Annotated in this window: 18 protein-coding genes and 6 pseudogenes; 13 read left to right on the forward strand and 11 right to left on the reverse strand. The window is 67.7% G+C overall.

Features of this window, described 5'->3' with window-relative positions; genetic code table 11:
- Positions 1-7: 7 nt before the first annotated feature.
- From OG331_RS51645 to OG331_RS51670, 6 genes and pseudogenes are all read right to left on the reverse strand, one after another.
- Entirely contained in the window at positions 8-412 is a 405-nt protein-coding gene (locus OG331_RS51645) for a hypothetical protein (protein WP_406190535.1), read from the reverse strand.
- Positions 409-1,155 carry a transposase gene (locus OG331_RS51650; RefSeq protein WP_406190532.1) on the reverse strand — a complete coding sequence of 249 codons (747 nt, stop codon included), beginning with the start codon at positions 1,153-1,155 and terminating at the stop codon, positions 409-411. The genes OG331_RS51645 and OG331_RS51650 overlap by 4 nt, the downstream gene beginning before the upstream one ends.
- Positions 1,037-1,369, reverse strand: a pseudogene (locus tag OG331_RS51655) (DUF6262 family protein); the annotation flags it as partial. The pseudogene OG331_RS51655 and the gene OG331_RS51650, both read right to left, overlap by 119 nt.
- A complete protein-coding gene (locus tag OG331_RS51660; protein WP_406190529.1) occupies positions 1,359-3,611 on the reverse strand; it encodes a tyrosine-type recombinase/integrase in 2,253 nt (750 codons plus the stop codon). The gene OG331_RS51660 and the pseudogene OG331_RS51655, both read right to left, overlap by 11 nt.
- Complete coding sequence (locus OG331_RS51665; RefSeq protein WP_406190526.1) at positions 3,608-4,726, reverse strand: tyrosine-type recombinase/integrase; 1,119 nt, start codon at positions 4,724-4,726, stop codon at positions 3,608-3,610. The genes OG331_RS51660 and OG331_RS51665 overlap by 4 nt, the downstream gene beginning before the upstream one ends.
- 117 nt (positions 4,727-4,843) lie before the next feature.
- Positions 4,844-5,260, reverse strand: a pseudogene (locus tag OG331_RS51670) (transposase); the annotation flags it as partial.
- Positions 5,261-5,721: 461 nt separating this feature from the next.
- On the opposite strand from OG331_RS51670, the pseudogene ssb reads away from it, so the two are divergent.
- The 7 genes and pseudogenes from ssb to OG331_RS51705 form a co-directional block, all read left to right on the forward strand.
- Positions 5,722-6,123: pseudogene (gene ssb, locus OG331_RS51675) on the forward strand (single-stranded DNA-binding protein); the annotation flags it as partial.
- A gap of 52 nt (positions 6,124-6,175) precedes the next feature.
- On the forward strand, positions 6,176-7,264 hold the full coding sequence (locus tag OG331_RS51680) for an SEC-C metal-binding domain-containing protein (RefSeq protein WP_406190523.1): 1,089 nt from the start codon (positions 6,176-6,178) through the stop codon (positions 7,262-7,264).
- Positions 7,265-7,510: 246 nt separating this feature from the next.
- On the forward strand, positions 7,511-9,910 hold the full coding sequence (locus tag OG331_RS51685) for a 2OG-Fe(II) oxygenase (RefSeq protein ID WP_406190520.1): 2,400 nt from the start codon (positions 7,511-7,513) through the stop codon (positions 9,908-9,910).
- 337 nt (positions 9,911-10,247) lie between these two features.
- Positions 10,248-10,406 (forward strand): hypothetical protein, encoded by a 159-nt coding sequence (locus OG331_RS51690; RefSeq protein WP_406190517.1) that lies wholly within the window; start codon positions 10,248-10,250, stop codon positions 10,404-10,406.
- A 212-nt stretch (positions 10,407-10,618) separates the two neighbouring features.
- On the forward strand, positions 10,619-11,884 hold the full coding sequence (gene tnpB / locus OG331_RS51695; RefSeq protein WP_406190515.1) for an IS607 family element RNA-guided endonuclease TnpB: 1,266 nt from the start codon (positions 10,619-10,621) through the stop codon (positions 11,882-11,884).
- A 188-nt stretch (positions 11,885-12,072) separates the two neighbouring features.
- Positions 12,073-12,333: a ribbon-helix-helix protein, CopG family gene (locus tag OG331_RS51700; protein WP_406190512.1), complete on the forward strand. Its 261-nt coding sequence runs from the start codon at positions 12,073-12,075 to the stop codon at positions 12,331-12,333.
- A gap of 1 nt (position 12,334) precedes the next feature.
- A complete protein-coding gene (locus OG331_RS51705; RefSeq protein WP_384189808.1) occupies positions 12,335-12,706 on the forward strand; it encodes a toxin Doc in 372 nt (123 codons plus the stop codon).
- A gap of 452 nt (positions 12,707-13,158) precedes the next feature.
- Here the strand turns inward: OG331_RS51705 and OG331_RS51710 are convergent, their stop codons facing one another.
- Positions 13,159-13,602, reverse strand: coding sequence for a transposase (locus OG331_RS51710; RefSeq protein ID WP_406190510.1), 444 nt, complete (start codon positions 13,600-13,602; stop codon positions 13,159-13,161).
- On the opposite strand from OG331_RS51710, the gene OG331_RS51715 reads away from it, so the two are divergent.
- From OG331_RS51715 to tpg, 3 genes and pseudogenes are all read left to right on the forward strand, one after another.
- Positions 13,570-14,403, forward strand: coding sequence for a hypothetical protein (locus tag OG331_RS51715; RefSeq protein ID WP_406190508.1), 834 nt, complete (start codon positions 13,570-13,572; stop codon positions 14,401-14,403). The two genes, OG331_RS51710 and OG331_RS51715, sit on opposite strands and share 33 nt — an antisense overlap.
- Position 14,404: 1 nt before the next feature.
- A pseudogene (gene tap / locus OG331_RS51720) lies at positions 14,405-16,306 on the forward strand (telomere-associated protein Tap); the annotation flags it as partial.
- Between the two features lie 10 nt (positions 16,307-16,316).
- On the forward strand, positions 16,317-16,874 hold the full coding sequence (gene tpg / locus OG331_RS51725) for a telomere-protecting terminal protein Tpg (RefSeq protein WP_406190505.1): 558 nt from the start codon (positions 16,317-16,319) through the stop codon (positions 16,872-16,874).
- Between the two features lie 57 nt (positions 16,875-16,931).
- Here tpg and OG331_RS51730 read toward each other — a convergent pair.
- From OG331_RS51730 to OG331_RS51740, 3 genes and pseudogenes are all read right to left on the reverse strand, one after another.
- A pseudogene (locus tag OG331_RS51730) lies at positions 16,932-17,351 on the reverse strand (ETEC_3214 domain-containing protein); the annotation flags it as partial.
- A 128-nt stretch (positions 17,352-17,479) separates the two neighbouring features.
- Complete coding sequence (locus tag OG331_RS51735) at positions 17,480-17,761, reverse strand: hypothetical protein (protein WP_406190503.1); 282 nt, start codon at positions 17,759-17,761, stop codon at positions 17,480-17,482.
- Positions 17,762-17,813: 52 nt separating this feature from the next.
- On the reverse strand, positions 17,814-19,034 hold the full coding sequence (locus tag OG331_RS51740; protein WP_406190500.1) for a PxKF domain-containing protein: 1,221 nt from the start codon (positions 19,032-19,034) through the stop codon (positions 17,814-17,816).
- A 685-nt stretch (positions 19,035-19,719) separates the two neighbouring features.
- On the opposite strand from OG331_RS51740, the pseudogene OG331_RS51745 reads away from it, so the two are divergent.
- The 3 genes and pseudogenes from OG331_RS51745 (at position 19,720) to OG331_RS51755 (ending at position 21,861) form a co-directional block, all read left to right on the forward strand.
- Positions 19,720-20,529, forward strand: a pseudogene (locus OG331_RS51745) (IS5 family transposase).
- A 262-nt stretch (positions 20,530-20,791) separates the two neighbouring features.
- Positions 20,792-21,334, forward strand: a complete 543-nt coding sequence (locus tag OG331_RS51750; protein WP_406190498.1) for a winged helix-turn-helix domain-containing protein — start codon at positions 20,792-20,794, stop codon at positions 21,332-21,334.
- Positions 21,259-21,861 (forward strand): transposase, encoded by a 603-nt coding sequence (locus tag OG331_RS51755; protein ID WP_406190495.1) that lies wholly within the window; start codon positions 21,259-21,261, stop codon positions 21,859-21,861. The genes OG331_RS51750 and OG331_RS51755 overlap by 76 nt, the downstream gene beginning before the upstream one ends.
- Before the next feature lie 54 nt (positions 21,862-21,915).
- On the opposite strand, the gene OG331_RS51760 is transcribed toward OG331_RS51755, so the two are convergent.
- Positions 21,916-23,310, reverse strand: a complete 1,395-nt coding sequence (locus tag OG331_RS51760; protein WP_406190492.1) for a hypothetical protein — start codon at positions 23,308-23,310, stop codon at positions 21,916-21,918.
- Between the last annotated feature and the right edge of the window lie 156 nt (positions 23,311-23,466).

A 23,466-nucleotide genomic window follows, 5' to 3' on the forward strand; every position in this document is an offset into this window, starting at 1 on the left:
GAGGGCGTTAAGTCCGTTTCTGGTAGCGGCCTCGTCCGGGTTGGGTGAGGAAGCCTTGGCGGGTGAGGCGTCCGAGGCGGCTGCGGGTGACGTTCATAGTCGGGTCGTCGGTGGGCATGCCGAGGAGTTCGTGCAGTTCACGGACCCGGAAGGCCTGGTCGGGGTGTTGGTTGAAGGCGTTCACGATGGCCTGGTAGGCGGTGGCCTGTTCCGGCGGATCGAGCTCGCCTCCGTCGTCGGTCGGCGTGATTTCGGCGATGACCTTTCGGGTGGTGGCCAGGTCCGCGAGACGCGCTTCGGTCTCGGCGAGTGCGCCGGTCAAGTCCTCGATCTGACTGCGGAGTTCATCGGCACGGGCAACGGCTTCGTCGTGGCGGGCCTGGAGATCCGTTAGGAACTCGGTGATGTTCACGCGGCCGTCCTGAGGGTGTCGCGCCAAGTGGGGGTGGGTGTGGTGAGGCGACGGGACATGTTCGCGGTGGAGGCCCAGTAGACGCGTGAGGCGGAGGTGTCGGGCCGGTGGTCGTACTCGCGGGCCAGGCGCCGGTGCAGCATCAGGGTGCCGTTGACCTGCTCGACCACCCACCGTTTCGGCTGCGGGACAAAGCCTTTGCCCTTGTCAGCCGGGTTGCGGCGCACGACCTCGACGGTGATGTCCAGCAGTGCGCCGTGGATGATGACTTCGTCCTTGAAGCCCTGGTCCACCAGGGCCTTCTCCAGACGGTTCCCGCACCGTTCGGCCGCCTGGTCGAGCAGGGCGGTGCCGGCGGCGTTGTCGTGGGCGGAAGCGGCCAGGACGACGACGCCGATGATCAGCCCCAGCACGTCGACGGCCAGTCCCCGCTTGCGGCCCTTATCTTGAGCTCGCTCGACTCGCGTGCTGCTGACCTGGCGTGATGTGTGGTGGACGGTGTCCTCAACGTGTTCGTCAGCATGGTCCGATGACGGCGGAAGATTTCTTCCTCGGTGTGTCGCCGCGGCGGTCTGGCAGGTCGGCGGTGCGTCGTTCCCCGAGCGCGAGGGCGAGCGCCTGCCGCAACTCCCGGTTCTCTTCCTCCAGTTGACGGTTGCGCTGGGTGGCTGCTTCGAGACGTCGCAGCAGGGAGGCGTCGGATGCCCGCTGCCGGTCAGGAACGGACCGGGCCCCAGGAACACGGTGGCGGGCCCGGAGGCGTTCGATCTCGGCTCTGAGGTCGGGCTGGTTGTAGAGCCAGGACCGGGAGACGCCCGCTTCGCGGGCGACGGTCTCGAATGTGATCGCGCCGCCGGTGGTGTCCAGCCGCCGCAAGGCGGAGACCGCGCGTCGGCGGGTTGCTGCGGCCCGTCGACGGGCCGCAGTGACGATCAGGTGGGAGTTGTCAGCCGGCATCTGCGGCCCCCTCGTCCTGGCAGTCTCCCAGCTCGCCGATCATGCGGTCGAGGTTGTCGGCGACCTGCTGGTTCATCTCGGCAATACGGGTGTGGCCGCAGCCCTTCGCATTGTCGATCAACGTCAGGGTGCGGGTGTGCTGTTCCCGCAGCTCGGGCAGGAACTCGGGTCCGGTCAGGAAGACCGGGCAGGTCAGGCAGGCATTCGCGTGAGGGCAGGTCTTCTGGACGGGCAGCCCGCAGTAGCCGTTGGGCAGGGTCTGGGTGGCGAGGCCGTAGCGGGTCTTGGCCCATTGGGCCTGCCCGAGCGGCCCGTCGGCGTCGAGCGTGACGCGCTCGCCCTTGATGTTGACCTTCATCGCCGCTTCCCAGCGGCGCCGGACGGTCTGATCGGTGATCCGCGCGTAATGGGCGGTCATCCGGGACGATTCGTGGTCGAGGAGAACGCGTACGACTTCCTGCGGGACGTCGCGGTTGATCAGCCGGCAGGCGAAGGTGTGTCTCCACTGATGGGGCGTCAAACGGACGGGCTGGCCGTGTTCGTCGCGGATGTCGCAGGTCGCCAGCCAGCGGCGGAGCATCTGCCGGTAGCTGCCGTCGGCGATCCGCAGCCGTCCCGACGCGTTCGCGTGCGGTCGCGGGAAGAGGACGCCGGTGCCCTGGGGCCAGCGTTCAAGGACGCGCTGCTGGTGGTCGCGGATGGCCTGTTCGAGTTCTTCGTCGATCGGGACGGCCGCCTCACGTTTCATCTTGGTGTTGAAATACCGCAGGTAGGGGGCTTTTTGGCCGTCGTGGAGGAGGCAGTCGAAATCCAGGCAGATGACGCTGGAGATCCGCAGTCCGCCGCGGATGAGGATGAGCGTGATCAGGCGGCCGGACGGGTTGTCCCAGCGGTCCAGGTTCGCCTCGGACTCGACCTGGGCCATGACGTGCTCGGCCAGCCGCCGGGAGACCGTGGCGGCCGGCTCCGGCGGGATGTCGCCGGGGTAGAACGCGGCGGTGCCCGACAGGGAGTCGTCCCAGCGGTGTTGCCGGATGGCCTGGAAGAACAGGTTCAGGTTGCTGATCCGGCCCTTCTTCAGTCCGTGCCCGCCAGGCACTGAGGCGACGTGGGCGAGGTGCCGTTCCAGGAGCGGACGGTCGATGTCGGCGAGCCGGTCGACGCCGACGTGCACGAGGAAGTCGCCGAAGCAGACCAGCGCGTCCAGGCCGGTGTGGGCCGCGGTGATGCTCAGCCCGCTGGTCAGCCTCAGCCGCAGCCATCGTTTGGCCAGGTCACGCAGCCACGGTTGAGTGATCCGCTCAAGATGGAGGCGAACGCGGGGTCGGGGGACGGTGGCGGTGGCCGGGGTGGTGATGCCCGGCAGCCGCTCCAGCCGCCACACGTCCCGCGGGTATTCGCTCTCCCAGCCCGCGCCGTCGCGCAGGACCTCGACGGCGTCCCGGACCTCGATCAGGAAGAGCCCCGGCTCACGGACGCGGCCCGAGGACGCGTCGTGCCGCCACTGCTCTTCGGTGAGGTCGAGCAGGGAGGACACCCCGAGGGCCCGGGTGAGCCGGACAGCTTGCGCCACGACGCGAGGCGGCGTCGTGCGGCGGTGGGCATCGGACCGGCACTGTAGCCCGTACTGGAATTCCAGCGTCAGCTGACGGGGCAGGTCACGCAGATCTATGTGGGCGGTGCCGGTCAACTCGGCGTCCAGGGCGAACCGTTCGGCATCCGGGCGGCCGGCGTTCGCCCACCGCTCATGGTGGCTGCGGCAGAACAACATCTGCGGGCCCTCCGCCCGCAGGGTGCAGAACGACAGTCGGCACTCGGCCTGGTCGTCACCGGGCTGCACCAGATTCGGCGCATCCCAAAGGTCCAGGCCGGGCCGTCCGGCCCGGACCCACCGGTCGTAGTGCTTGGCGCACAAGCCCTTCCCGGAGTTCCCGTAGCGGCAACCGGTGATCGTGCAGACCGTCAGGGCCTGGCGCCCGCGAACGGGCAGGCCGGGATCCGCGAGGAACTCCTCCATCGCCGGGCGTCCGCGGTGGCGCCAGCGGATCACGTGTCCGTTGCAGAGCCCCCGCATGCTGACGATGCGGTCGCAGTCGGCAACGGCGCAGGCCGGGGCGACGAACACCGGGTCGTCGGGGGCCGGGCGGTAGATCTCGGTGCGGAACTCGGCCCGGACCGTGGCCAGGAGCTTCTCCAGCAGTCCGGCTCGGCCGTGTCCGGCAGGCAGGGCATGAGGTGTCACAGCCGGACCTCCCGTCCGGTGAACCAACCCGCGTCCTCCAGGGTGCGGCGGGCGTCCTCGACGGTCAGGTGACCGTAGGTGTCGATCGTGGTGCTGATCGAGGCATGTCCCAGGAGTTCCTTGACGTTCTCCATGCCCGCCCCGCGACGCAGCAGCCAGGTCGCGTAGGTGTGCCGGTACTGGTGGGGCTCGAACGCGATCCCGGTGGTCTTCCGCAGCCGTCTGACCAGGTCATAGACGGCCGGATAGGCCCAGGGACGGCCGTGCGGTTCGGCGAAGAGGTTCACGAAGACGTAGTCGGAGTCCAGGGCGCCGTATTCGCGGTGCAGGTAGTCGGAGTACAACCGCATCAACTCCGCACTCGCCGGGACGGCCCGCGTGCGGCCGGCCTTAGCGCGGGCACGGTTGTCGTTCTGCCGTGGCACCACCGTCACCTGCTTCTCGGCGATCTCGATGTCGTCATGCCGCATCCCCAGGGCCTCACCGATACGGACCCCCGTGTCCAGCAGCAGGGCGAACAGCAGCCGGTCCCGCAGATGCTTGCAGGCATCCAGAATCTTCTGGGCCTGGACGGCGGTCAGGACACGGGGACGTTTCCGCCCGGACTTGAGCTTGATGGTCCTGGTCCGCTCGGGCCTGCCAGAGGCGATGTGCTGCAGGAACGGCTTGTAGGAGGTGGCCGACGCGCAGTGCCGCCCGGCCGGACGCATCGTCACCAGCAGGCCGGCGACCTCAACACCGCTGCGGGCGTGGAACTCGTAGAACGTACTGACCGCGGCAAGCTTGCGGTTCACGCTGGAGGCCGTGCAGTGGTGCTCGGCCGTCGGCAGCACGGCCACCACCCCGTTCCGGGCCATGGGCGGCAGCCGCAGCCAGGCCACGAACGCGGCCGCCGCCTCCAGATCGATCGTCTTCCAGTCGAGGCTGCGGCCGTTGAGGTAGGTCCACCAGTCCTTGAGGTCGTGGGCGTACGCCTTGATGGTGTTCGGTGACCGCTCGATCGCCGTCAGGTAGGCCAGGAACGACTCGACCGGATCGACCGGCCGCAGATCATCCCCCAGCAGCGTCCACGACTCCGCCGCCGACCCGGGTGCCAGCACCCTCTGTACACGCACTACGCATCCGGCCCTTCCGTGTTGGACGGCGGCAGATAACCGCATCCACGACGGAAGTTGGGGGAACTTCAGAGTGCTTCACACACATGAAGGACACGCTCGTACTGGCTCAAGATAACGCCCCGGCGTCTTCTTGTTCACATCCAGTCCCGTCGTGGTCTTCGGGACACCCGCGGCCGCACGCACGGACTGGGTGTCGATGATCACGAGGGACGGGTCCTCTAATCGGCGGGCCTTCTCCCGCACCTGACAGCGCAGGAGTTCCTGGATCCGCTGGTCAAGGCCGTCCTGGCGCCAGAGCGTGAAGTAGTAGAACACCGCCGACCAGGCCGGCAAATCGTGGGGAAGGTAGCGCCACTGACAGCCTGTCCGGTTCTGGTAGAAGATCGCGTTCACGACCTCCCGGAGATCACAGGCCCCGGGGTCTCCGGTCGCCGACCGCCTCACCCGGTCCTGCTTCCAGGCCGTGATCATCGGCTCGATCAACGCCCAATGCTCGTCCGATAAGTCGCTCGGATACGGTCTTCGGTCCATGCCCGCATCCCAGCATGCACATGGCGAACGGTCGGCTCGTACGGCGATCAGTCCCACGATCGAGCGATCACGAACCGAGGAAGATCGGACTTAACGCCCTCTAAGTGGTGCTCCTACCGGCCGTGGCTGTCGTGCACCCACCCCACCCGGGGCTGGCTGCTGCGCGTCGACCTGGCCAAACCCAAGCGCGTGCCGACGCTGGCTCAGGAGTACGCCCTGGACCGGGCCATGGCAGCTCGGCAGACGTGCAACAAATGCCGTCGCCGCTACCACCAGCACCGACCAAGCTCGGCATTTGTCTGGAGTGCCACGACGGCACGCCCGCCGATCCCACCTCGTACATCGCTCCGCCGGATCACGCTCTGGCGGCCTGACCATGGAAGGACACCCCGGCATGACAGCCCCGACAGCACCGCCCACCACGGACCAGACCACGGACAGGAACCTCGAGGCGGCCCGCTTCCGGCCTGCCCGTCGCCGGGTTCACGATCGCATCCACCCCGCGCGTGTTCGACCGCGACCGCAACGAATTCGCCGACGGAGAACCGCTGTTCCTGCGCTGCTCACTCTGGCGACAAGCCGGCGAAAATGCCGCACAGTCACTGACCCGCGGCATGAGGATCATCGTCACCGGACGCCTCAAACAGCGCACCTTCGACGACAAAGAGGGCCAGCGCCGTACCGTCCTCGAGATCGATGCCGAGGACGTCGCCGTCTCCTTGACATATGCAACCGCCAAGGTCACCAAGACCTACCGCTCAGGCGTTCCGGCCCAGGGCGGACCCGCGCCGACGACCGGGTCGGGGTCCGCTTCCGCTCACTCGTCCCCGGGCCCGGCGCCCGCTGAACCGCACCCGTTCTGAGCCCTTCGCCGACGCACAGCACCGGCTCCGCGTTCGTCGATAGTGTGGTCGTATGTCCCGCAAGCGCCGCCCCGCACACCGTCAGCCCGCCCACGTCGAGCGGACTGATATCCAGCAGGCCGAAGACCTTCAAGCCCTGGCCCGGAAGTATCCCCAGGACCAGGAAGAACTCCTGACCGAGGCCGCGGAGTTCTACAACCGCGCAGGCCAGCACGAGCGGGCGCTCGCGCTTTTCCAGCAGGTCCTGGACGGAGACTGCGACGATCCCCACCTCATCCAGGCATTCCGCATCGACACACTGTGGAACGCAGGACGCACCGACCAGGCCCGCGAAGGGGCGAAGGCTCTGCGCCGCCAGCACCCGTCCGATGCCGGGCCCTGGGAGACCGTCGCGGAGATGTTCGAGGTCGCGGACCACCTCCACGAAGCCGCAGACTGGTTCACCGCCGGAGTGACCCATCTCCTGGGCCCTGCCACCCCTGTCTCCGTCGACGCTGTCCGCGACGCAGCGGACGCCCACGGCATCGAGATGCTCGTCATCAGCCGCCACCGCGTCCGGCGCCGCCTCGGCCAGCCATGCGACGACCTCGACCAACTCGCTCACGACCTCTACGCCGGCCGTCCGGCACAACTTCGCGCGACCAGCACCCTCGACGACCTCCACAACCCTGCACTGCGAGACGCCGCAGGCAATGATCCCCAAGCTCTGATCGCCTCGATCGAGAAACTGGCCCTTGAGGTCGAAGCCCGCCGGGCAACCCTGTCCCAGCCCCGTCTGACCTGCGCACTCTTCTGGAGCCCAGACGAGTTCTCCCAGCTGCTGGACACATGGTCCGAGCTGGCCGACCACTACGGCACCGAGCATCGCGAACACATCCGTCACGTCGAACGGATGCTCCAACGCCTGTCCGACGAAGGCGAACCCCACCTCGGCATCGCGCCCGGCACCGTGAGCGACTTCGAGTCCTTCACCCGCGAGGAGAACCTTTCCCCGCAGGACGGGGACACCCGTGCCCACTACGCCGCCGACCTCGCCGCCCGGGGCCAAGCCACCCCGTGGCCTCCGCCCCGCAACAGCCCCTGCTGGTGCGGCTCCACCCGCAAGTACAAGAAGTGCTGCGGCAACCCCGCCACCACCTGACCAAGATCCACACGGCGTCTTTCACCAAACTCGCGACAGAGCCACGTCCCGCTGTCCATGGACAGCGACTTCGACGCCTACTGGCGCTACCACCAGCAGCGCGATCACCTACGGTTCACGCCATCCGATACTGCGACATACACACCCTCGCCGCATGACCAACAGCCCGGGAACAAGGACTGCCCGCGGCGTTAGGGTTTCCGGGACAGGCCATACGGCACGCTGCACCCCTGGGGACGAAACAGTATGGGACGTGGAGCGCGGAAGCAGCTGGCGGAGCTGCTCGGCGACGCGCAGCGGTGCGGGGACTTCAGCACCCGTATCGAGATGTCGGCCCGCGCGCTGCGCATCGAGGTCGACGGGGTGGGGGAACTGCCGCTGCCGCTGCGTGTCCCGGTCACCAAGAAACTGATCGCGCAGGCCCGGCAGGCATCCTTCGGTCGTGGCGAGCAGACCCTGTCCGACACCAGAGTCCGCGACACCTGGGAGATCACTCCGGACCGCATCACGCTCGGCGGTACTGACTGGGACCGCACCCTGGACGGCGTCCTTGACGGTGTCCGCACGGCGCTCGGTTTGCCGCCCACCGTCGTCCTGCGTGCCGAGCTGCACGCACTGCTCGTCTACGGCAAGGGCCAGTTCTTCCTGCCGCACCAGGACTCCGAGAAGGACGACTCCATGATGGGCACCCTGGTTGTCTCGCTGCCCTCGCACCACACCGGCGGCGAACTCGTCGTCTCGCACGCCGGCCGCAGCGTGGTCCACCAAACGTCCCGGGAGAAGCTGACCTTCGCCGCCTTCTACGCGGACTGCCTGCACGAGGTCAAGCCCGTCAAGTCCGGCTACCGGGTCACCCTCACCATGAACCTCCTCGCCGAACGCATCCGCCCGGCTGGAGAGGACGACGGGGGCCCGGTCGCCGACCTGGCTCACTGCTTGACCGAACACTTCACCGAACCGGCCGAAGAGCGCTACGCCTACGGCCGCCAGAAGGCCGCGCCCCCGAACCGCCTCGTGTGCCTCCTCGACCACGAGTACACCCAGCGCGGCCTGGACTGGGACCGCCTCAAGGGAGCCGACGCCACCCGCACCGCCCTGCTCCGCCAGGCCGCCGCAGAGACGGACTGCGAAGCGGTCCTCGCGTTGGCCGAGGTGAAGGAGACCTGGGACGCGCATGCGCCGTATGACCGCTACGACTACTACGGCGAGGTCGAGCACTACGACGACTGCGAGGACGAGGAGTGCGAGGGTGAATGCCTCCTGGACCCCGACGGGGAACCCGGTGCCGAGCGCCGCCGCAGCGGCGACTTCTCCGACTACGAACTGAACGAGCTGATCGACGACGAGATCACGCTGAGCTGGTGGACCCGCCCGGACGGCACCGGCGGCGAGCAGATCAACCTGCCCGTCGCGTACGCCGAGGTGTGCGCCACCACCGAGACCAAGGACCTGACGCCCTACCAGTCCGAGTACGAGGGCTACATGGGCAACTACGGCAACACCCTCGATCGCTGGTACCGGCGGGCTGCCGTGGTCCTGTGGCCCCGGCAGCGCTCGTTCACGGCCCGCGCCGAGGCCGGCTCCGAGGGCGCACTGCGGGAACTTCAGGGCCACCTGGATGCCGGGGACTTCGACCGGGCGCGCACGCTCGCCCGGTCGCTCGCCCCGTTCTGGAAGCACCACGGTTCGGGCGAGGCGGCCGCGGCGCTCTTTGCCGCCGCCCTGCCCGTCGCGGTGGGACTGCGGGAAGCGGACACCGCCACGATGCTCCTCGCGCCTTTTGGGGTGGAGACCGTGGGCGAGCGGCACGCCCCGGGTCTCGCGGCAGCGGCCGCGCGGTACGGACGGACGTGGGCCCGCGGGGCCGTCAGCAGCTGGTTCGGCACGGTTGGCGCGTACACCGGGGCCGGCCGCGCGGCGTGGCTCGAATCGCTGCCCGGCCTGTGCACCGCGCTGCGGGCCGCCGACGGCGATGGGGACGCGATGGCCTCGCCGCTGGCCGAGGGTGCCTGGCAAGCAGTCGAGCAGCAGCTCACCAGCTGGCTCGGCATCGGCCGTGAGACGGAGCGCCGCACAGGCATGGAGGGGCTCGGCGTATCTCTGGCCCGCGTCCTGCAGGCGGCAGGGCCCGAGACCGCCGGCACCATCGCCGCCACGCTGCGCGGCCTGCCGGACACCGCCCTGGAATGCCTGCTCCCCGCCCTGCGCACCGCAGCCCGCCAGCCGACGACCATACGCGACGGCGCACCCGCCGCCCGCGCTTTCCAGACCCTCGCCGACCACTGCGAGGACCGGCTCGCCGCGGCCCTCACCCGCCCCGTACGTGCGGCCGACGACTGGTCCCTCACCCCGGCCGGGACATGCCGGACTGGCTGCGGACTCTGCCCCGATTTGGACGCCTTCCTCGCCTCCCGTACCCGCCACGTCATGGAGTGGCCGCTCGCGAAGGACGGACGCCGCCACCTCCACAGCCGCATCGACCAGGCAGGCCTGCCCGTCTCACACACCACCCGGCGCCAGGGACGCCCCTACGTTCTGGTCCTGACCAAGACGGACGCCGTCTTCACCCGTGAACAGGCGACCCGCACCCGCGCCGAGACCGACCTGGCGTGGCTGCGGGACAAATGGCCCCGGGCGTGCGGTTGAGAGGTGACACATCCGTATCTCTCCCCGACAGCGATGACGAGAAGAGCGAAGGGCGGGGGCAATGCCATTGCTTGAATGGCTAAACCAGTTTGGGTACGAGGGTGTTGGCCTTCGGCTGGACGCGGCGGGTCGGTTTGAGCCCCCCTGCCCGTTCGGCGCCGCTTACGGCCAGCGCATTCCGATCTCGGAGAGCTGCTCGATGCGCTCGGCGGCAGTGTGGCGGCTCTGCTGCGTTGGTTGCTGATCCATGACCCGAGCCAACCCCGACCAGACCCCCACCAACATGTGGGCGGCCACCACCGCAGGTGAGCGCACAACTTCACCGACCGGAGCTCCGATGACCAAGCCCCTGACGCAACCTCCGTACGCGGCGGACTCCCCGCTCGCTTACCTGCTGCATCTTGCCGCCGATGACGACGGCCCCAGCGAGGACGAGCAGCGCGACGACGCTCAGACTGTTGCCGCCCACCATGCGCCGGGGTGTCGGGGCTACTAGCTGTTGTGGAGTCCATCAGTGAATCTCGGCCTTCGTCAGGTTCTCTTGATCGTTGGGGTTGCTGGTGTCGGGTTGTCAGCGGGGGCAGGTACGGTTCTTGGGGTGATCACGACGCATGCCTACCGGTTTGCGCTGGACCCGACGCCGCGTCAGGCCGGTGCGATGTCCGGCATGCCGGTGCGGCTCGTGTCGCCTACAACTGGGGTCTGGCCGTGGTGAAGGCGAACTTGTCCCGGCGTGAGGCGGAACGCTCCTACGGCATTGCCGAGGCGGAGTTGACGCCTACGGTGTCGTGGTCGATGTACTGGCTGCGCAAGGCGTGGAATCAGGCAAAGGACGCCGTTGCCCCCTGGTGGGCGGCGTGCTCGAAGGAGGCGTACGCCACCGGTCTTGACCGGCTCGCGTCTGCGTTGAAGAACTGGGCCGATTCCAAGCGGGGCAGGCGCAGGGGCCCGCGGATGGGTTTCCCGCGCTTCAAGTCGAAGCGGAAGGCCACGCCTTCGGTCAGGTTCACCACGGGTGTGATCCGGCTGGACGGGCGTATGCATGTGGTGCTGCCCGTGCTGGGGCGGATCAGGACACACGAGTCCACATGCAAGCTCGGCCGCCTCATCGAGGCGGGGAGCGCGCGGATCAAGTCCGCGACCGTCGGGCAGGAGGCCGAACGCTGGTTCGTCTCCTTCATCGTGGAAGTCCAGCGCGCGGAGCGTACGCCCACCCGGCCGGATGCGGTGATCGGCGTCGATCTCGGGGTGAAGACCCTCGCGGTGTTCTCCGACGGGCGCCCGGCCACCGAGAACCCGAAGCACCTGGCCGAAGCACAGCGGAAGCTGGGCCGCCTGTCCCGTACGGTCTCCCGCCGCCGAGGGCCCGACCGGCGCACCGGACAGCAGCCCTCGAACCGGTGGAAGCGCGCCGACGCCCAGCGTAACCGCGTGCACCACCGCGTCACCGCGCTGCGCCGGGACGGCATACACAAGCTCACCACCTCCCTGGCTGGGGAGTACGGCACCGTGGTGGTGGAAGACCTCAACGTCGCCGGCATGGTGAAGAACCGGAAGTTGGCCCGCTCGATCGCGGATACCGGGTTCGGTGAGATCCGCCGGCAACTCGCCTACAAGACCGCCTGGAACAGCGGACGGCTCGAAGTCGCCGGCCGCTGGTTCCCCAGCTCGAAAACGTGCAGTGCCTGCGGCAACGTGAAACCCAAGCTGCCGCTGCGGGTACGCACCTACATCTGCGAAGACTGCGGATTGGTCCTGGACCGGGATGAGAATGCCGCACTCAACCTCGCCGCACTCGTGAAGCGGCACGTCGCCAGGAGTGGCCCGGAGACAGTAAACGGACGTGGAGCCGACCGTAAGACCCCGCCTGGCCGGGCAGGTGGCCATGAAGCGTCTACCCCGCACCGGGCGACCCCTGCCCGGGTAAGACGGGGACCTTCGTCCAGCAATGGGCGAATCACTGCGATTCACTGAGAATCCAGCGAACGGTAGTGTCCGCCGCCGCCAGACCGGACACGGACTATGTCACATTGGCACCCTGGCCCCTGGATCTGTTGTTCTCCCTGGTCAGCGTGGTTCAGCCGGGGCGTGGAGGCAGCCCCCTTCGGGGCGATCCGGCTGAACCCGTGCGCGTGCTGTACACCCTGCTGTACGTTCGGGGTATGTCGAAGAAGCCAGTGACGATCCGGATTCCCGAGGACCTCCACGCCCAGCTGCAGGAACGGGCTGAAGCCGAGGGAACCTCGGTCACTGCGCTCATCACCGAGGCCGCACACAACGCTGTCTGCGACCCCCGCCTCGAAGGCGCCGCAGACGTCTTCCGCCAGTACGTCGCGGAGAACGCGGACGCGTTCGACGCGGCCTTCCCCGAAGACGCCCCCGCCCGCCTGGACGCCACCCAGGCCCCGGGGCGGGCGGCCTGACGTGGAGCTCCACATCGACATCCGCTGGCTGCTGGAGCGCCAGGCGGAGGTGCTGCCCAAGCACCCCGACGTCCACGACTTCTCCAACCTCGTGGCCGCCATCGCCCGCCACCGCGTCAATACCCCGCAGGTCGGTGCCCGGGTCGACAACGCCTGGCGCGCGGCCGCCCTCATGCACGCCGTCATCCGGCTGCGCCCGCTCCCGGCCCGCAACGCCCTATACGGCGCCGCGATCGTCGTGTCGTATATGGACGCCGCGGGAGAGGCCATTGATCCGCCGTACGGCGCGCTGATCGACCTCGCCCGGGACATCGACGCCGGCCGCGCCGATGGGTACGACGCGGCCGACCGCATCCGCTCCTGGCGCATCTGACGACCGGCCCGGCCTCGCCCATCACCAGGGCCTCCGGGAAGAAGTCGGCCGTGCAGCAGGGCGTTCTGCTGCTGGAGGTCTTCGCTGTGGTGTCCGGGGTGATTCTCGTTTTGGTGTCCGGGGGCAGATGGGCGCCGTTGGTCGGGATGGTGGGTGTGTTCTATGGGGGTGGCCGATGGGTGGGTGGGGTGTGGTGGTGGACGGGTAGTGAGGATCTGCTGGTCAGCAACCCAGCGCACCTTCGGTGCGCGCCGGGGGCGTGGTAAATGTCCCTGCCGCGCTGGGGTGCTTCCTGTGCACCCTGCCGGTATGGAACCGGTGGCCGCGATCATGATTGGGGGCTGTCTGTTCCGGCCGAAACCGTCTCCTCTGTGATGCTGTGCAGCTCGTTGGTCAGCATGGTGCCGAGGGCCTTCCACGGGAACCGTGGAGTGTTGCTGTGAGCACGGGTGTCAGATTCCCGATTTGCCCTGGCCCTCCCGGAGCGGGCAGCCCTGTTCGGAGTCGTTGGTCTGGCAGGGGAAGGGGAGCAGGGACATGGATGTATTGCATGAGCGGTGTGCCGGCATGGACATCAGCAAGAAGGACGCCAAGGTCGGCCATGTGTGGTCGAGGTGGAGGGTGCGGCGGCGGGCGTGGGAGGTGAGGCGGGCGGGCAGGTGGTAGAGCTTCCTGCGGATCGTCTCCGGTTCGGCGGCTGCGAGTTCGGGTTGGTCGTGCAGGAGGAGGAGTCGCGTCCAGGTGTCCAGGTCGCAGGCGATGGTGGCGGCCAGGACCCAGGCGGCGTTCAGTTGCCAGGAGGCGGAGGGCAGCAGGCCGAGGCCGACCCGCTTGATTGCTTTCACCCGGTCCTCGACTTCGGCGTGGTCGCGGTAGAGGCCGTCGACGAACCACACCTGCCCGGAGCCGGGTACCCCGGAAAGGCCCTGGTGGTCGGGGAGATGCTGCGGGTGCGCACGATCTCCCGCCTCGGCATCGACGTACGGGTCGGGATCGGGCCGTCGATCACGGTCGCGGCCACAGCCTCCGCTCAAGTCCCTGGGCTCGGGGGAGTCCTGGCCATCGATCCCGGCGAGGCCGCGGCGTGGTTGGCGCACCTGCCGGTCGACGCCCTGAACGGCATCGGACCGCGTCAGGCCGAGGTACTGGTCGACTACGGCATCCACTGCATCGGTCTGCTCGCCACCGTCCCGCCTGCCACCATCCAGCGTCTCCTGGGCGGCCGCGCCGGACGTACGGCCGCCGACCGGGCCCGCGGCATCGACCCCCGCCCTGTCGTCCCCCGTGCCCTGCCCGCTGCCGCGACCGTCCGCCACGCCTTCCCTCGGCACACCCTGGACGGCGCCGCCGCCCGCGCCGCCCTGCTCGACCTGGTCATCCGGCTCGGACTGCTGCTGCGTCGGCGCGACCAGGCATCCAGCGCGCTGACCCTGAAGCTGACGTTCGCCCGGCGGCGGCAGCTGGGAGAAGACCCGCCACCTGCCGGAGCCGTCCGCGCACGACGACGATCTGCCGACTCACCACCGCCCACGTCATCCACGACGACGACCGCACCCGCATCCGGTGCGGCAGCAAACCCATCACACTCCCCGAACCGGTCGCCGGACTCGTCCGCGACCTGGCCACCACCCGCCACCGAGGCCGCGTCAAGAACGGCACCACCGGCGCCGACACACCCTGGCGTCAACGGGAGTTGATCCGGCCAAAGCCCGCACCGAACCCACAGGCCCGACCCCAGAGCTTGCTTCTGAGAACACCGCGCTGCGCCCCGCCGCTGTGCCGCATCCGGCGGCAACGACCAGGCCGACGTCGCGTCGGCCGCCCGCGCGTAAGGCCGCCCCCGCTGGCACCCCAGCCGGTGGTGCCGATGCGCGGTTCGAGAACGGGCCGCTCGCGGTCGTCGACATCGAAGACGGTCAGGCGCTGGCGTACTGCGTCGGCGGCTTGGTCCTGGACGTACCGGCGAAGTCGATTGCGGCCCTGGTGGAGTGGACGCTTGGCGAAGGGCGGCTCGGCCAGTCGAAGTTGTCCGGGCCGGGCAAGGACGCCGACCCGCTGGTCGTGCTGACCGAGGCCGCGTGCGAGCACTACGGCCTGCCCCTCACGCTCACACAGCAGGAGCGTCTGGCCGGCCGGATCCCGGAGGGCCACAAGGCCATCAAGCAGCTGACGCGCGCCAACTGGCAGCTGACCAAGCGCGGCTTCGGGCCCGTGGGCGAGGATCTACCGCCCGGCGCAGGGCTCGGAGCGGGCGTGCGTGCAGTTGTGCATCCCGTCGTGGGACGCGCTCGACACCCGGCACTGGGCCGGTACGGGGCAGCTGCCGCCGGCGGATCTGGCCCGGCTGCTGGGCACGTATGCGTCCCGGGTGATGACTCCGCGCGGCTCCACCGCCGTCACGGGCCTGGAACTGATGACCGCGCTGCACCCGCCGACCCGCGCCTCCGAGCCGGACGCCGACGGCACGCGGCACTTCGAGCACAACCCCGGCTCACTGGGGAAGGATCCGGTGGACTGCGCGCCGTGCGAGGCCCCCGACGGGCACCCGCTGCTGAAAGACCTGCCGCGCTTCCACCACCGCACCCCGGCGGAGGTCCTGGTGGCGGAGGCGTACGACTGGGCGCGCCCGCTCACCGACGCCGAATGCCTTCGCCCCCATCTGGTGGGCATCGACGTGAACATGGCCTTCGCCGCCGGCGCGAACGGCCTGGTCGTCGGCCTCGGTGCGCCGACGCACGTCAAGGCGCCGGTGTTCGATCCGAAGCTGCCCGGCTCCTGGCTGGTCGACCTCAGCCATGTGGACCTGTCCCGGGTGACGGTCGGCAAGGACAAGTGGGTGGACCTGGACGGCAGTCTGCTGCCCAGTCCGTTCACGCCGAAGGGCGAGCGCCCGACGGGACCGGCGTGGTACGCCACGCCGACCGTGGCCTACGCGGGGTGGAGCTCGGCTACGAGGTGCGCCCGATTGAGGCGTGGGTGCGCTACGACAACGGGCGTTACCTGGACGGCTGGTACAACCGCCTGCGCGACGCGTACATCGCAACGATGGCCGACCTCGGGGTGGGTGCCAACCTCTCACCAGAGGAGTTCCTGAAGGCGATGGACGGCTACCGGCAGCGCGACCCCGAACTGGCGGTCGTGGTGTCCGCGATCAAGGCGACCGTGAAGGGCGGCATCGGCAAGCTGCGCGAGCGCCCGCGCGGGGAAGGCTGGAAGCCCGGCCAGCCGTGGCGAGCCCTTGCCCGGCCGACGTGGCGCCCGGACATCCGCGCCGCCGTCATCTCCCGCACCCGGATCAACATGCACCGCAAGATCGTCAAGCACGCCTCCTTCACCGGTCAGTACCCGGTCGCGGTCCTCTCGGACTGCGCCGTCTACGCCTCCGACGGCCCGTCGCCGCTGGACTTCCTGCCCTACCGGGACTGCAAACCGCTGCCCGGCGGCTTCAAGCTCGGCGTGAACCCGGGCCTGGTGAAGTGGGAGGGCACCCAGAGCGTCCTGTGGGGCGAGGGCGTCCGCGAGCAGTTCAACGCCCCTGAGCTCAACCTCGCCCGGTACATCAAGGACGGCACCGTCACCGACCAGGACACCGGGGAGTAGGTAGACCGCGATGAGCATGTTCGGCAACGGCCTGGACGCCGCGGTGCAGAAGGCGTTCACCCGCCCGGTTCCGAAGTCGGCCGGTGCGCAGATGCGGTACCTGGTCAAGCAGCTCAAGGGCACCAAGACGGTCGCTCAGATGCTGCGAGTGTCCCAGTGCACGGTCGAGCGGTACGTGAAGGACCAGATCAAGAAGCCGCGCCCGGACCTCGCCGCCCGGCTGGAGAACGAGGTGAAGAAGCGATGGCAGCCGCAGATCCGGGCGAAGGCGCGGCAGAGGGCGGCGAGGACCGGCGGCATCGTCATCGACACCCGGGCCCGGATCGGCTACACCGCGCCGATCGGTACAACGGACGAGGGCCGGCTCCGCCACCTGACGGTCGCGCTGCCGCCGCAGTACGCCGCCCGCCTTTTCGACGCCCAGGAACAGGGTGCCAGCGACCAGCAGTTGCGGGAGATCGCTGCCGAAGCGCTCAAGGAGGTGTACTTCCAGGACGGTGGCCGGCGTGCCGGCAGTCTGGAAGAGGTCCGCTTCACCGACATCGAACACCTCGACTTTGAGCTGTAGACCCCGAACAGCGAGCCCGTCGACCACATTGACGCGCCACCGGACCGTGTGGTGGGGCTACGGCCCGCCCGACTCGGGCTCCGACCCTGCGCCGGCGGTGCGATTCCGGCCGAGCAGAGGGGCGCCCGTGGGCTGCGTGCGCGAGCGCCGCAGGAACCGCCGGGCTTCCCATCTTCGTTGCGCGAGGGCGACGCGGAAGGGATGGCGTAGTTCCAGGAGCCGGACGCGGTCGTGGTCGGGTGCGATGCCGTACGGCAGGACGCTGTCGAGGTCGATCGTGGCGCCGACGATGAGCACTGAGTTGATCCGGGCCTGCGCCCGGTACTCCGTCAGCTGCGGCTCCTCCCACTCATCGCAGCCGACCGGCGCGGCGGCTGGCGACCCCACATCGCTGACTCCGACCACCCAGTGCAGATAGCCGCCCGGATTACCGAAGTAGTGCTGCTCGGCGTAGCTGAACCGTCGTGCCCCGACTGCTGGCCAGGGCCCGAAGTCCTCACAGCCGGCTGCGGGTGGTCAGGGAGTGCATCAGCACCTCGCCGTCCTCGTTGCACCAGGTCACCAAGTACCTCAGCATGCCCAACGGCCAGGCCCGCACCGTCAGCTCAACCTCGCGAAAGGACTGCCTCGTCGCTCTCATCGGCGCTACACGCCTTGACGCTCTGCTTGTGCTCCCATGCGGGCTCGCCGAACAATCCCTCGACGTAGTCGTGCCGTACGTAGGTTGCGAGTTTCCGGTACGCCTTGATCAGACGCCGACGCTTGCCCAGGCTGGCGTGCCACCAACCCCGCACGAGTCCGGACAGCGTGTACAGGGCGGTGAGGACTGCGGTCAGAGTCCATACGTTCAGCCTGGTATCGATTTTGAGGTTGGGCAGGAAGTCCACGCGCGCATCGTGCACCACAGCCGCCTGTACCTGCCTGTTGCGTGTCTGTGCCTTACTTGAATTGGAAGTTTGCGGTGTGGGAGATGCCGTCGTCCAGGGTGAGGGTGAACTCGCGGCAGGTACCCGACCAGGCCTTCTCGGTCTTCCAGTTGTACTGGTACTGCTGGCTGGCGCTGTCGTAGGTCAGGCCGCTGTTGCTGGTCGAGGTGGTCTCCACCAGATCGACAGGAGCGTTGGTGGCGCAGTTGATCCGCCGTGACGTGGGCGAGCCTGCAGCGAGGATGTCCAAGCCCTTGTCGCCGTCCAGGCTGAACTTCACTGGCACGGTACGCCCGGCGTTCATCTGGTTCAACGCGGGCGGGTTGTCCACGGGCGCGAAGAAGCCAGTGAAGTCGTATGAGTCGGGGGGCGTGTAAGTGATGGTCACCTGGCCGTTGCCAGCAGGTGCGGTGGTGGGTGCGGGGCCGCCGTCAGGGTCGAGGCTGGAACCGCCGCCACCGCCGCCGCCACCGGAACTGTCACCGTCAAAGCCGCGGCCGGAGCCTCCACCTCCGCCTCCGAACAGGCCACCGCCGCCTCCGCCGCCCGCATTGTCTAGGCCGGCGTCCCCTACAGTCCAACTTCCGCCGCTACCGCCAAGAGCCAGCTGTCCGGCCGTGCCGGTCTCACCAACTGGGAATCCGCCGGTCCCGACGGCTCCGCCTGCGCCCCCTCCCGAGGCCGTGCCGGCTTCCCCTCCCTGCCCTGCGGTCACTGTGGTGCCGTCCGCACCGTCGCTGCCGTCGGCACCCGCCGGCCCGCCGGATGCCCGGGAGGGGACGCCTCCCGCGCTGCCGCCGCCGCCAGCGGCGACCATCAGCCGGGCCAAGGGGTCGCCGCCTGAAGGCCGGATGTCGCTGGCCCCACCGCCGCCGCCGGAGTCAGGGAGAACCCACAGGCTCTTTCCGCCCTGTCCGCCGCCGTTGAAGCCGCCGTTGCGGGTACCGCCTGCACCACCGACGTAGATGTCGAGGTGCTGGCCGGGGGTGACGGCCAGGTCGGAAGCGACGCGTGCGCCCACTCCGCCGTTCTGGCCGCCCTGGGCGCCGTCGGCGACGACGTGAATGCTGGTGACTCCGGCCGGGACGGTCCAAGACTGTGCGGCACTGGTGTAGCCAAAAGTCTCAGCGACCGGTTCTGCGGCTGATGCCGTACCGGCACCGACAGTACATATGCCGGCGGTGAGAATGAGAGAGCCGGTAACGGATCCGACCAGGCGGGTCCGGCGGGACACCTGGCGCGCGCTCGCCCGGCCGGGACGGGATCCCACCATCCCTGCATGCGGATCTTGTGCTGTTGATGCTTTGGAGAGCTGCAGACCGTCTCGGTGTGAGGGCCGGTCAGGGGCGTCGGGGTGGGGCTGTACACGAGCGGGGGCGGGGGTGCGGAGCCATGTCATGGGGGCCTCCGGGAGAGTGACCAAACAGGGGATGCTCCCGGGTGATGGCGGCGTCGAAGTGTGACGCGCCGCTGTCTTGGAGGACGCCCAGTTCTGTCGTCGATTGAGACGTCGATCACATCACGCGTGCCGCGCCTCTTGCGGGCCTCGCAGGGTCTGCCGGGGGACCGTGTGTTCTGCCCGATCGCCTGCCCCGGCACGGCCGCTCTCTCCCGCCACAGCCCCGCCCACGGGCTCGGCTCGTCACTTCGGCGCCTGCCGGCCGTCGGCTGGTCCGGCTGTCTGGAGACGTTCCCGAGGGATGGCGGGCAGTCCGGCTCCGTGCTCTTCGGGACCGTCCGAGGGGGGAGCTGGTGCCTGCGAGAACGGGAGGCGACAACGCGGTCGGTGGAGCGACTTTGGCCGGGAGCTGCTTTGGCGCGAGTGATCATGGCCCCGTAAGCTTCCGGCGAGTCGGGCAGTCTGTGGACCTGCCCGCTAAGACCGTGTCCTACATGGTCAGTTGGCGGTTGTGCTGGGTGTGGGGAGTGGACGGTGGGGATGGATTGTTCCGGACGGCTTGTGGGAGCTGGCCAGGCCGCTGCTGCCGGTGGCGCGGATTCGGCCGCAGGGCGGCGGGGTCGCGAACATCGATGATGAGGCGGTGTTTGCCGCGATCATCTACGTCCTGGTCAGCGGCTGTGCATGGCGGGCGTTGCCACCGTGCTTCGGGGCGTCGAAGTCGACCGTGCACCGCCGCTTCGCCATCTGGTCCCGGGCCGGGGTCTGGGGCCGGCTGCATCAGAAGGTTCTCCAGCTCATGGACGAACAGGACCTGGTCGACCTGTCCCGTGCAGTCCTCGACTCAGCACATGTCCGCGCTAAAAAAGGGGCGAACTTGCAGGTCCGAGCCCCGTGGACCGGGGTAAGCCCGGTTCCAAGATGCATGTCCTGTCCGACGCGAACGGACTGCCCCTACGGGTCGGGGTCTCCGCGGCCAACACCCACGACAGTCTCGCTCTGAAGCCGATGCTGTCCCATTTCCACATGGGACACGAATCCCACGCGGCCGACTCCAAACCCGTACGCCTTCATGCAGACAAGGCGTACGACATCCCTCACCTGCGGCGATGGCTGTGGGGCAAACGCATCGGCGTCCGCATCGCACGCAAGGGCATCGACTCCAGTGAAGGACTCGGCCGGCGCAGGTGGGTCATCGAACGCGTCCTGGCTTACCGGCTACCGCCGAATCAACCACCGCTACGAACGGAAACCCGGCAACTACCTGGCCTTTCTTGGCCTGGCATCTTCCCTCTGCTGCTACAAACGGCTCCTCAAACTGACCATGTAGGACACGGTCTAAGGCTCCTTCTGGCCCGAGGTTCTCCATGGATGCGCTAAAACACTGAAAGGATGGCACTTCGGGTGCGCTTGCGACTGCCGGACATCAGGAGGGCGTACATCCACACGGCCAGCCCCGGATCAGCGTATCCCTGCACCTCGCTGACGATGTGTGAACGACGAGAAGCGCGCAACCGCATAGGCTACTCAGCTTGAACTCGTAGACGCCGAGAGGGCGTGACGGTCCTTGATCCCTGCGGTATGGCAGGTTCATGCGGTATGCGCAGAGGGGCGGGTATACGCCTGCCGAGCAGGAACGACGTGAACAACTGCGGCTGAAGGCCGCTGAGTTATTTGAGCAGGGCGAGAGTTCTGGTGCGGTCGCGGCGGAGTTACGGGTAGCGCCGCGCACTGTGCGGCTGTGGCGTCAGCGGTGGCGCGAGGGCGGGGTGCAGTCCCTGCGTTCCAGGGGACCGGTGTCGCCGGAGCGTCTGTCGGCGCGGCAGTTCGCGCGTCTGGAAGCAGAACTGCGGCGCGGCCCGCCGGCGCACGGATTCGCCGACGACCAGCGGTGGACGCTGAAGCGGATCAAGGCGCTGATCGGGCGGCTGTTCCATGTGGGCTACACGGTGCAGGGCGTGTGGAAGCTGATGCGGCGCCACGGCTGGTCGTGCCAGGTCCCGGTGCGCCGGGCCGTCGAGCGGGACGAGGAGGCCATCGAGGTGTGGAAGCAGGAGGTGTGGCCGCAGGTAAAACCAGTGCGGCGGACCTGGGCGCCTACATCTGCTTCGAGGACGAGGCGGGGCAGGGCCTGAGGCCGCCGAAGGGCCGCACATGGGCCCCGCGCGGGGCACGGCCCGTGGTGAGGGTGCGTGGCAGAGGTTCCGGCCGGGTCAACGTGGCCGGCGCGGTCTGCTTCCGCCCCGGCGAGCGCCCGCACTTCTTCTACCGGCTGCACGTCTGTCACGGGCGCAAGGGCGAGCCCAAGAGCTTCGCCTGGCACGAGTACCGCGAACTGATCCTCGCCGTTCACCAGCAGCTGCACGCGCCGCTCGTGTGGTGCTGGGACAACCTGAACGTGCACCTGTGTGCACAGATGAAGGAGTTCGCCGACGAACACCAGGAGTGGCTGCGTGTGGTCCAGATGCCCGCGTATGCACCCGAGCTGAACCCCACCGAGGGCGTCTGGTCACTCCTGAAACGCTCCATCGCCAACTTCGTCGCCGCCGACCTGGGCGGCCTCGTCCGCATCGTCAAGCGCAAGCTCAAGAAGATCCAGTACCGGCCCGACCTGATCAACGGCTGCCTCACCGAGACCGGCCTGGTGATCGAACCACCGTGATCCACCAGCCGGCGTCTACGAGTTCAAGCTGAGTACCGGACAGCGAGAGGGTTCTCAGATTTCAACGGAATCAGGCGCTACAGCAGTCTCTGCAGGATCGACAACGACTCGGCCACCGGATTCCAATGTAAGTCCTTTCAGCCACACTTTTGCATTTTGCTCATCTGACACAGCGAGCCATAGTTTGCCCGCGGCACCACACCAAATGTACTTACTAACAGGGGTACTGTTGGTTACTCCTCGAGGAGGGAAGCAGTACTTTTTACCGTTGAGCTCCACGGCGATTTCGAGGGGGTCGTCCTCATATTTCTCGTTGCCAAAGGACCCGATAATTGACCGAAGCACTTCCTCGCAATACTTTTCGACGGGGTCTACATACTGGCTTGCCTGGAAGCTAGTTGCGGCTTGCGTCCCAGCGCCTATCTTGCCGCTCAGCTCTTTGACAGTGCTCCGCATAGCTTCGAGATCCCCCTCCCTCCGCCCTCGAGCATCAAGAGTAAGGTATTCATAATACCCTTCGTACTCGGCCAGAAGGCCTTTCAGAATTTCTAGGTCACCGGCGCGAGGATTAGCAATCCGAGCTTGTTCGGAAAACCGGGAAGAGATCTTTCTGCTGTAAATAAGATACGACATATTCTGGTCTTGCCAGCCTATGGCCTGTGCGATTTCGGCATCGTTTATGACAATGCCCTTTTCGATTGCGTCTGATCGCGCTTGTACGTACTCGTTCTTTTTTCGAGTCCAGTCTCTTTCCTGGTTGGAACGGATATCTTGGTTCATGGCCCATCGCTTGATTTCGCTCTTGGCCCGCTCGAAGGTCCGCTGCGCCGCCTCCCGCGTACGGCGTTCAGTGGCTGCCGCTTCGGCCTCGGCCCGTTGCCTTTTCTGCCCCTTGTCCCGTTCTGCTTTCTTTTCCCTCTCACTTGCCTCCCTTTCCCTTTTTTCGTTATCGGACTCCCGCTTATCCAACATCCTCTCCACTTTCAGCGCCTTGTTGGAATAGTCGCCGAAGGCTCGGCTTCGACGGATTTCCTCATCGTCTCGGAAAACCGTCAGAGCCCTGATATACTTCTCTTTCAGGTCTCGGAAGGCCGTTTTCAGGTCTCCCCAATCACGCGCCCCCGGCGATGATTTATCCAGTGCGGAAATCGATCTAGCAATTTCGGGCTCCATGGCTGCAAGGATTCCCAGTCCGTGCGGATCCCCTGCCAGTTTGTCCATTTCCTTCTGAAAGTTATCTTGGTAGTTGAAATAGATCCGAGACCTGTATCGTTGCTCCTCTTCCGTTGTATGGTTGAGCGATTTCACGTACGCCTTATAATGGCCCATGAGATGCTCCGGCAGATCTTGCGGCAAGGCATAATTACTTACCGGATTCCTGTACTTTCCTGGCTGTTCGTATGCCCCCAAATTGAATGGCATGCGGGCGTGACCCTTAAATGGTGGCATATCTTCTCCTTATTGATCCTATGTGATTGCTTGGTGTCTGATCTTAGATAGAGTGTGTGCGTGCGAGATTCCCTTATGGGCGGGCATCGATGTGGTTAGTGGACCACGAACGGGCGCCCCGGGCGCGATTGGCGACTGCCGTGACGCCGTGACTGT

The sequence above is a fragment of the Streptomyces sp. NBC_01017 genome, from assembly GCF_045162795.1.
Taxonomy (GTDB): domain Bacteria; phylum Actinomycetota; class Actinomycetes; order Streptomycetales; family Streptomycetaceae; genus Streptomyces; species Streptomyces machairae.

What these genes read in the sequence shown, in the direction of transcription:
- OG331_RS51685 (WP_406190520.1), top strand. Translation starts at nt 7,511, where the DNA reads ATGGGACGTGGAGCGCGGAAGCAGCTGGCGGAGCTGCTCGGCGACGCG.
- OG331_RS51700 (WP_406190512.1), top strand. Translation starts at nt 12,073, where the DNA reads ATGTCGAAGAAGCCAGTGACGATCCGGATTCCCGAGGACCTCCACGCC.
- OG331_RS51690 (WP_406190517.1), top strand. Translation starts at nt 10,248, where the DNA reads ATGACCAAGCCCCTGACGCAACCTCCGTACGCGGCGGACTCCCCGCTC.
- OG331_RS51760 (WP_406190492.1), bottom strand. Translation starts at nt 23,310, where the DNA reads ATGCCACCATTTAAGGGTCACGCCCGCATGCCATTCAATTTGGGGGCA.
- OG331_RS51680 (WP_406190523.1), top strand. Translation starts at nt 6,176, where the DNA reads ATGTCCCGCAAGCGCCGCCCCGCACACCGTCAGCCCGCCCACGTCGAG.
- OG331_RS51750 (WP_406190498.1), top strand. Translation starts at nt 20,792, where the DNA reads ATGCGGTATGCGCAGAGGGGCGGGTATACGCCTGCCGAGCAGGAACGA.
- tpg (WP_406190505.1), top strand. Translation starts at nt 16,317, where the DNA reads ATGAGCATGTTCGGCAACGGCCTGGACGCCGCGGTGCAGAAGGCGTTC.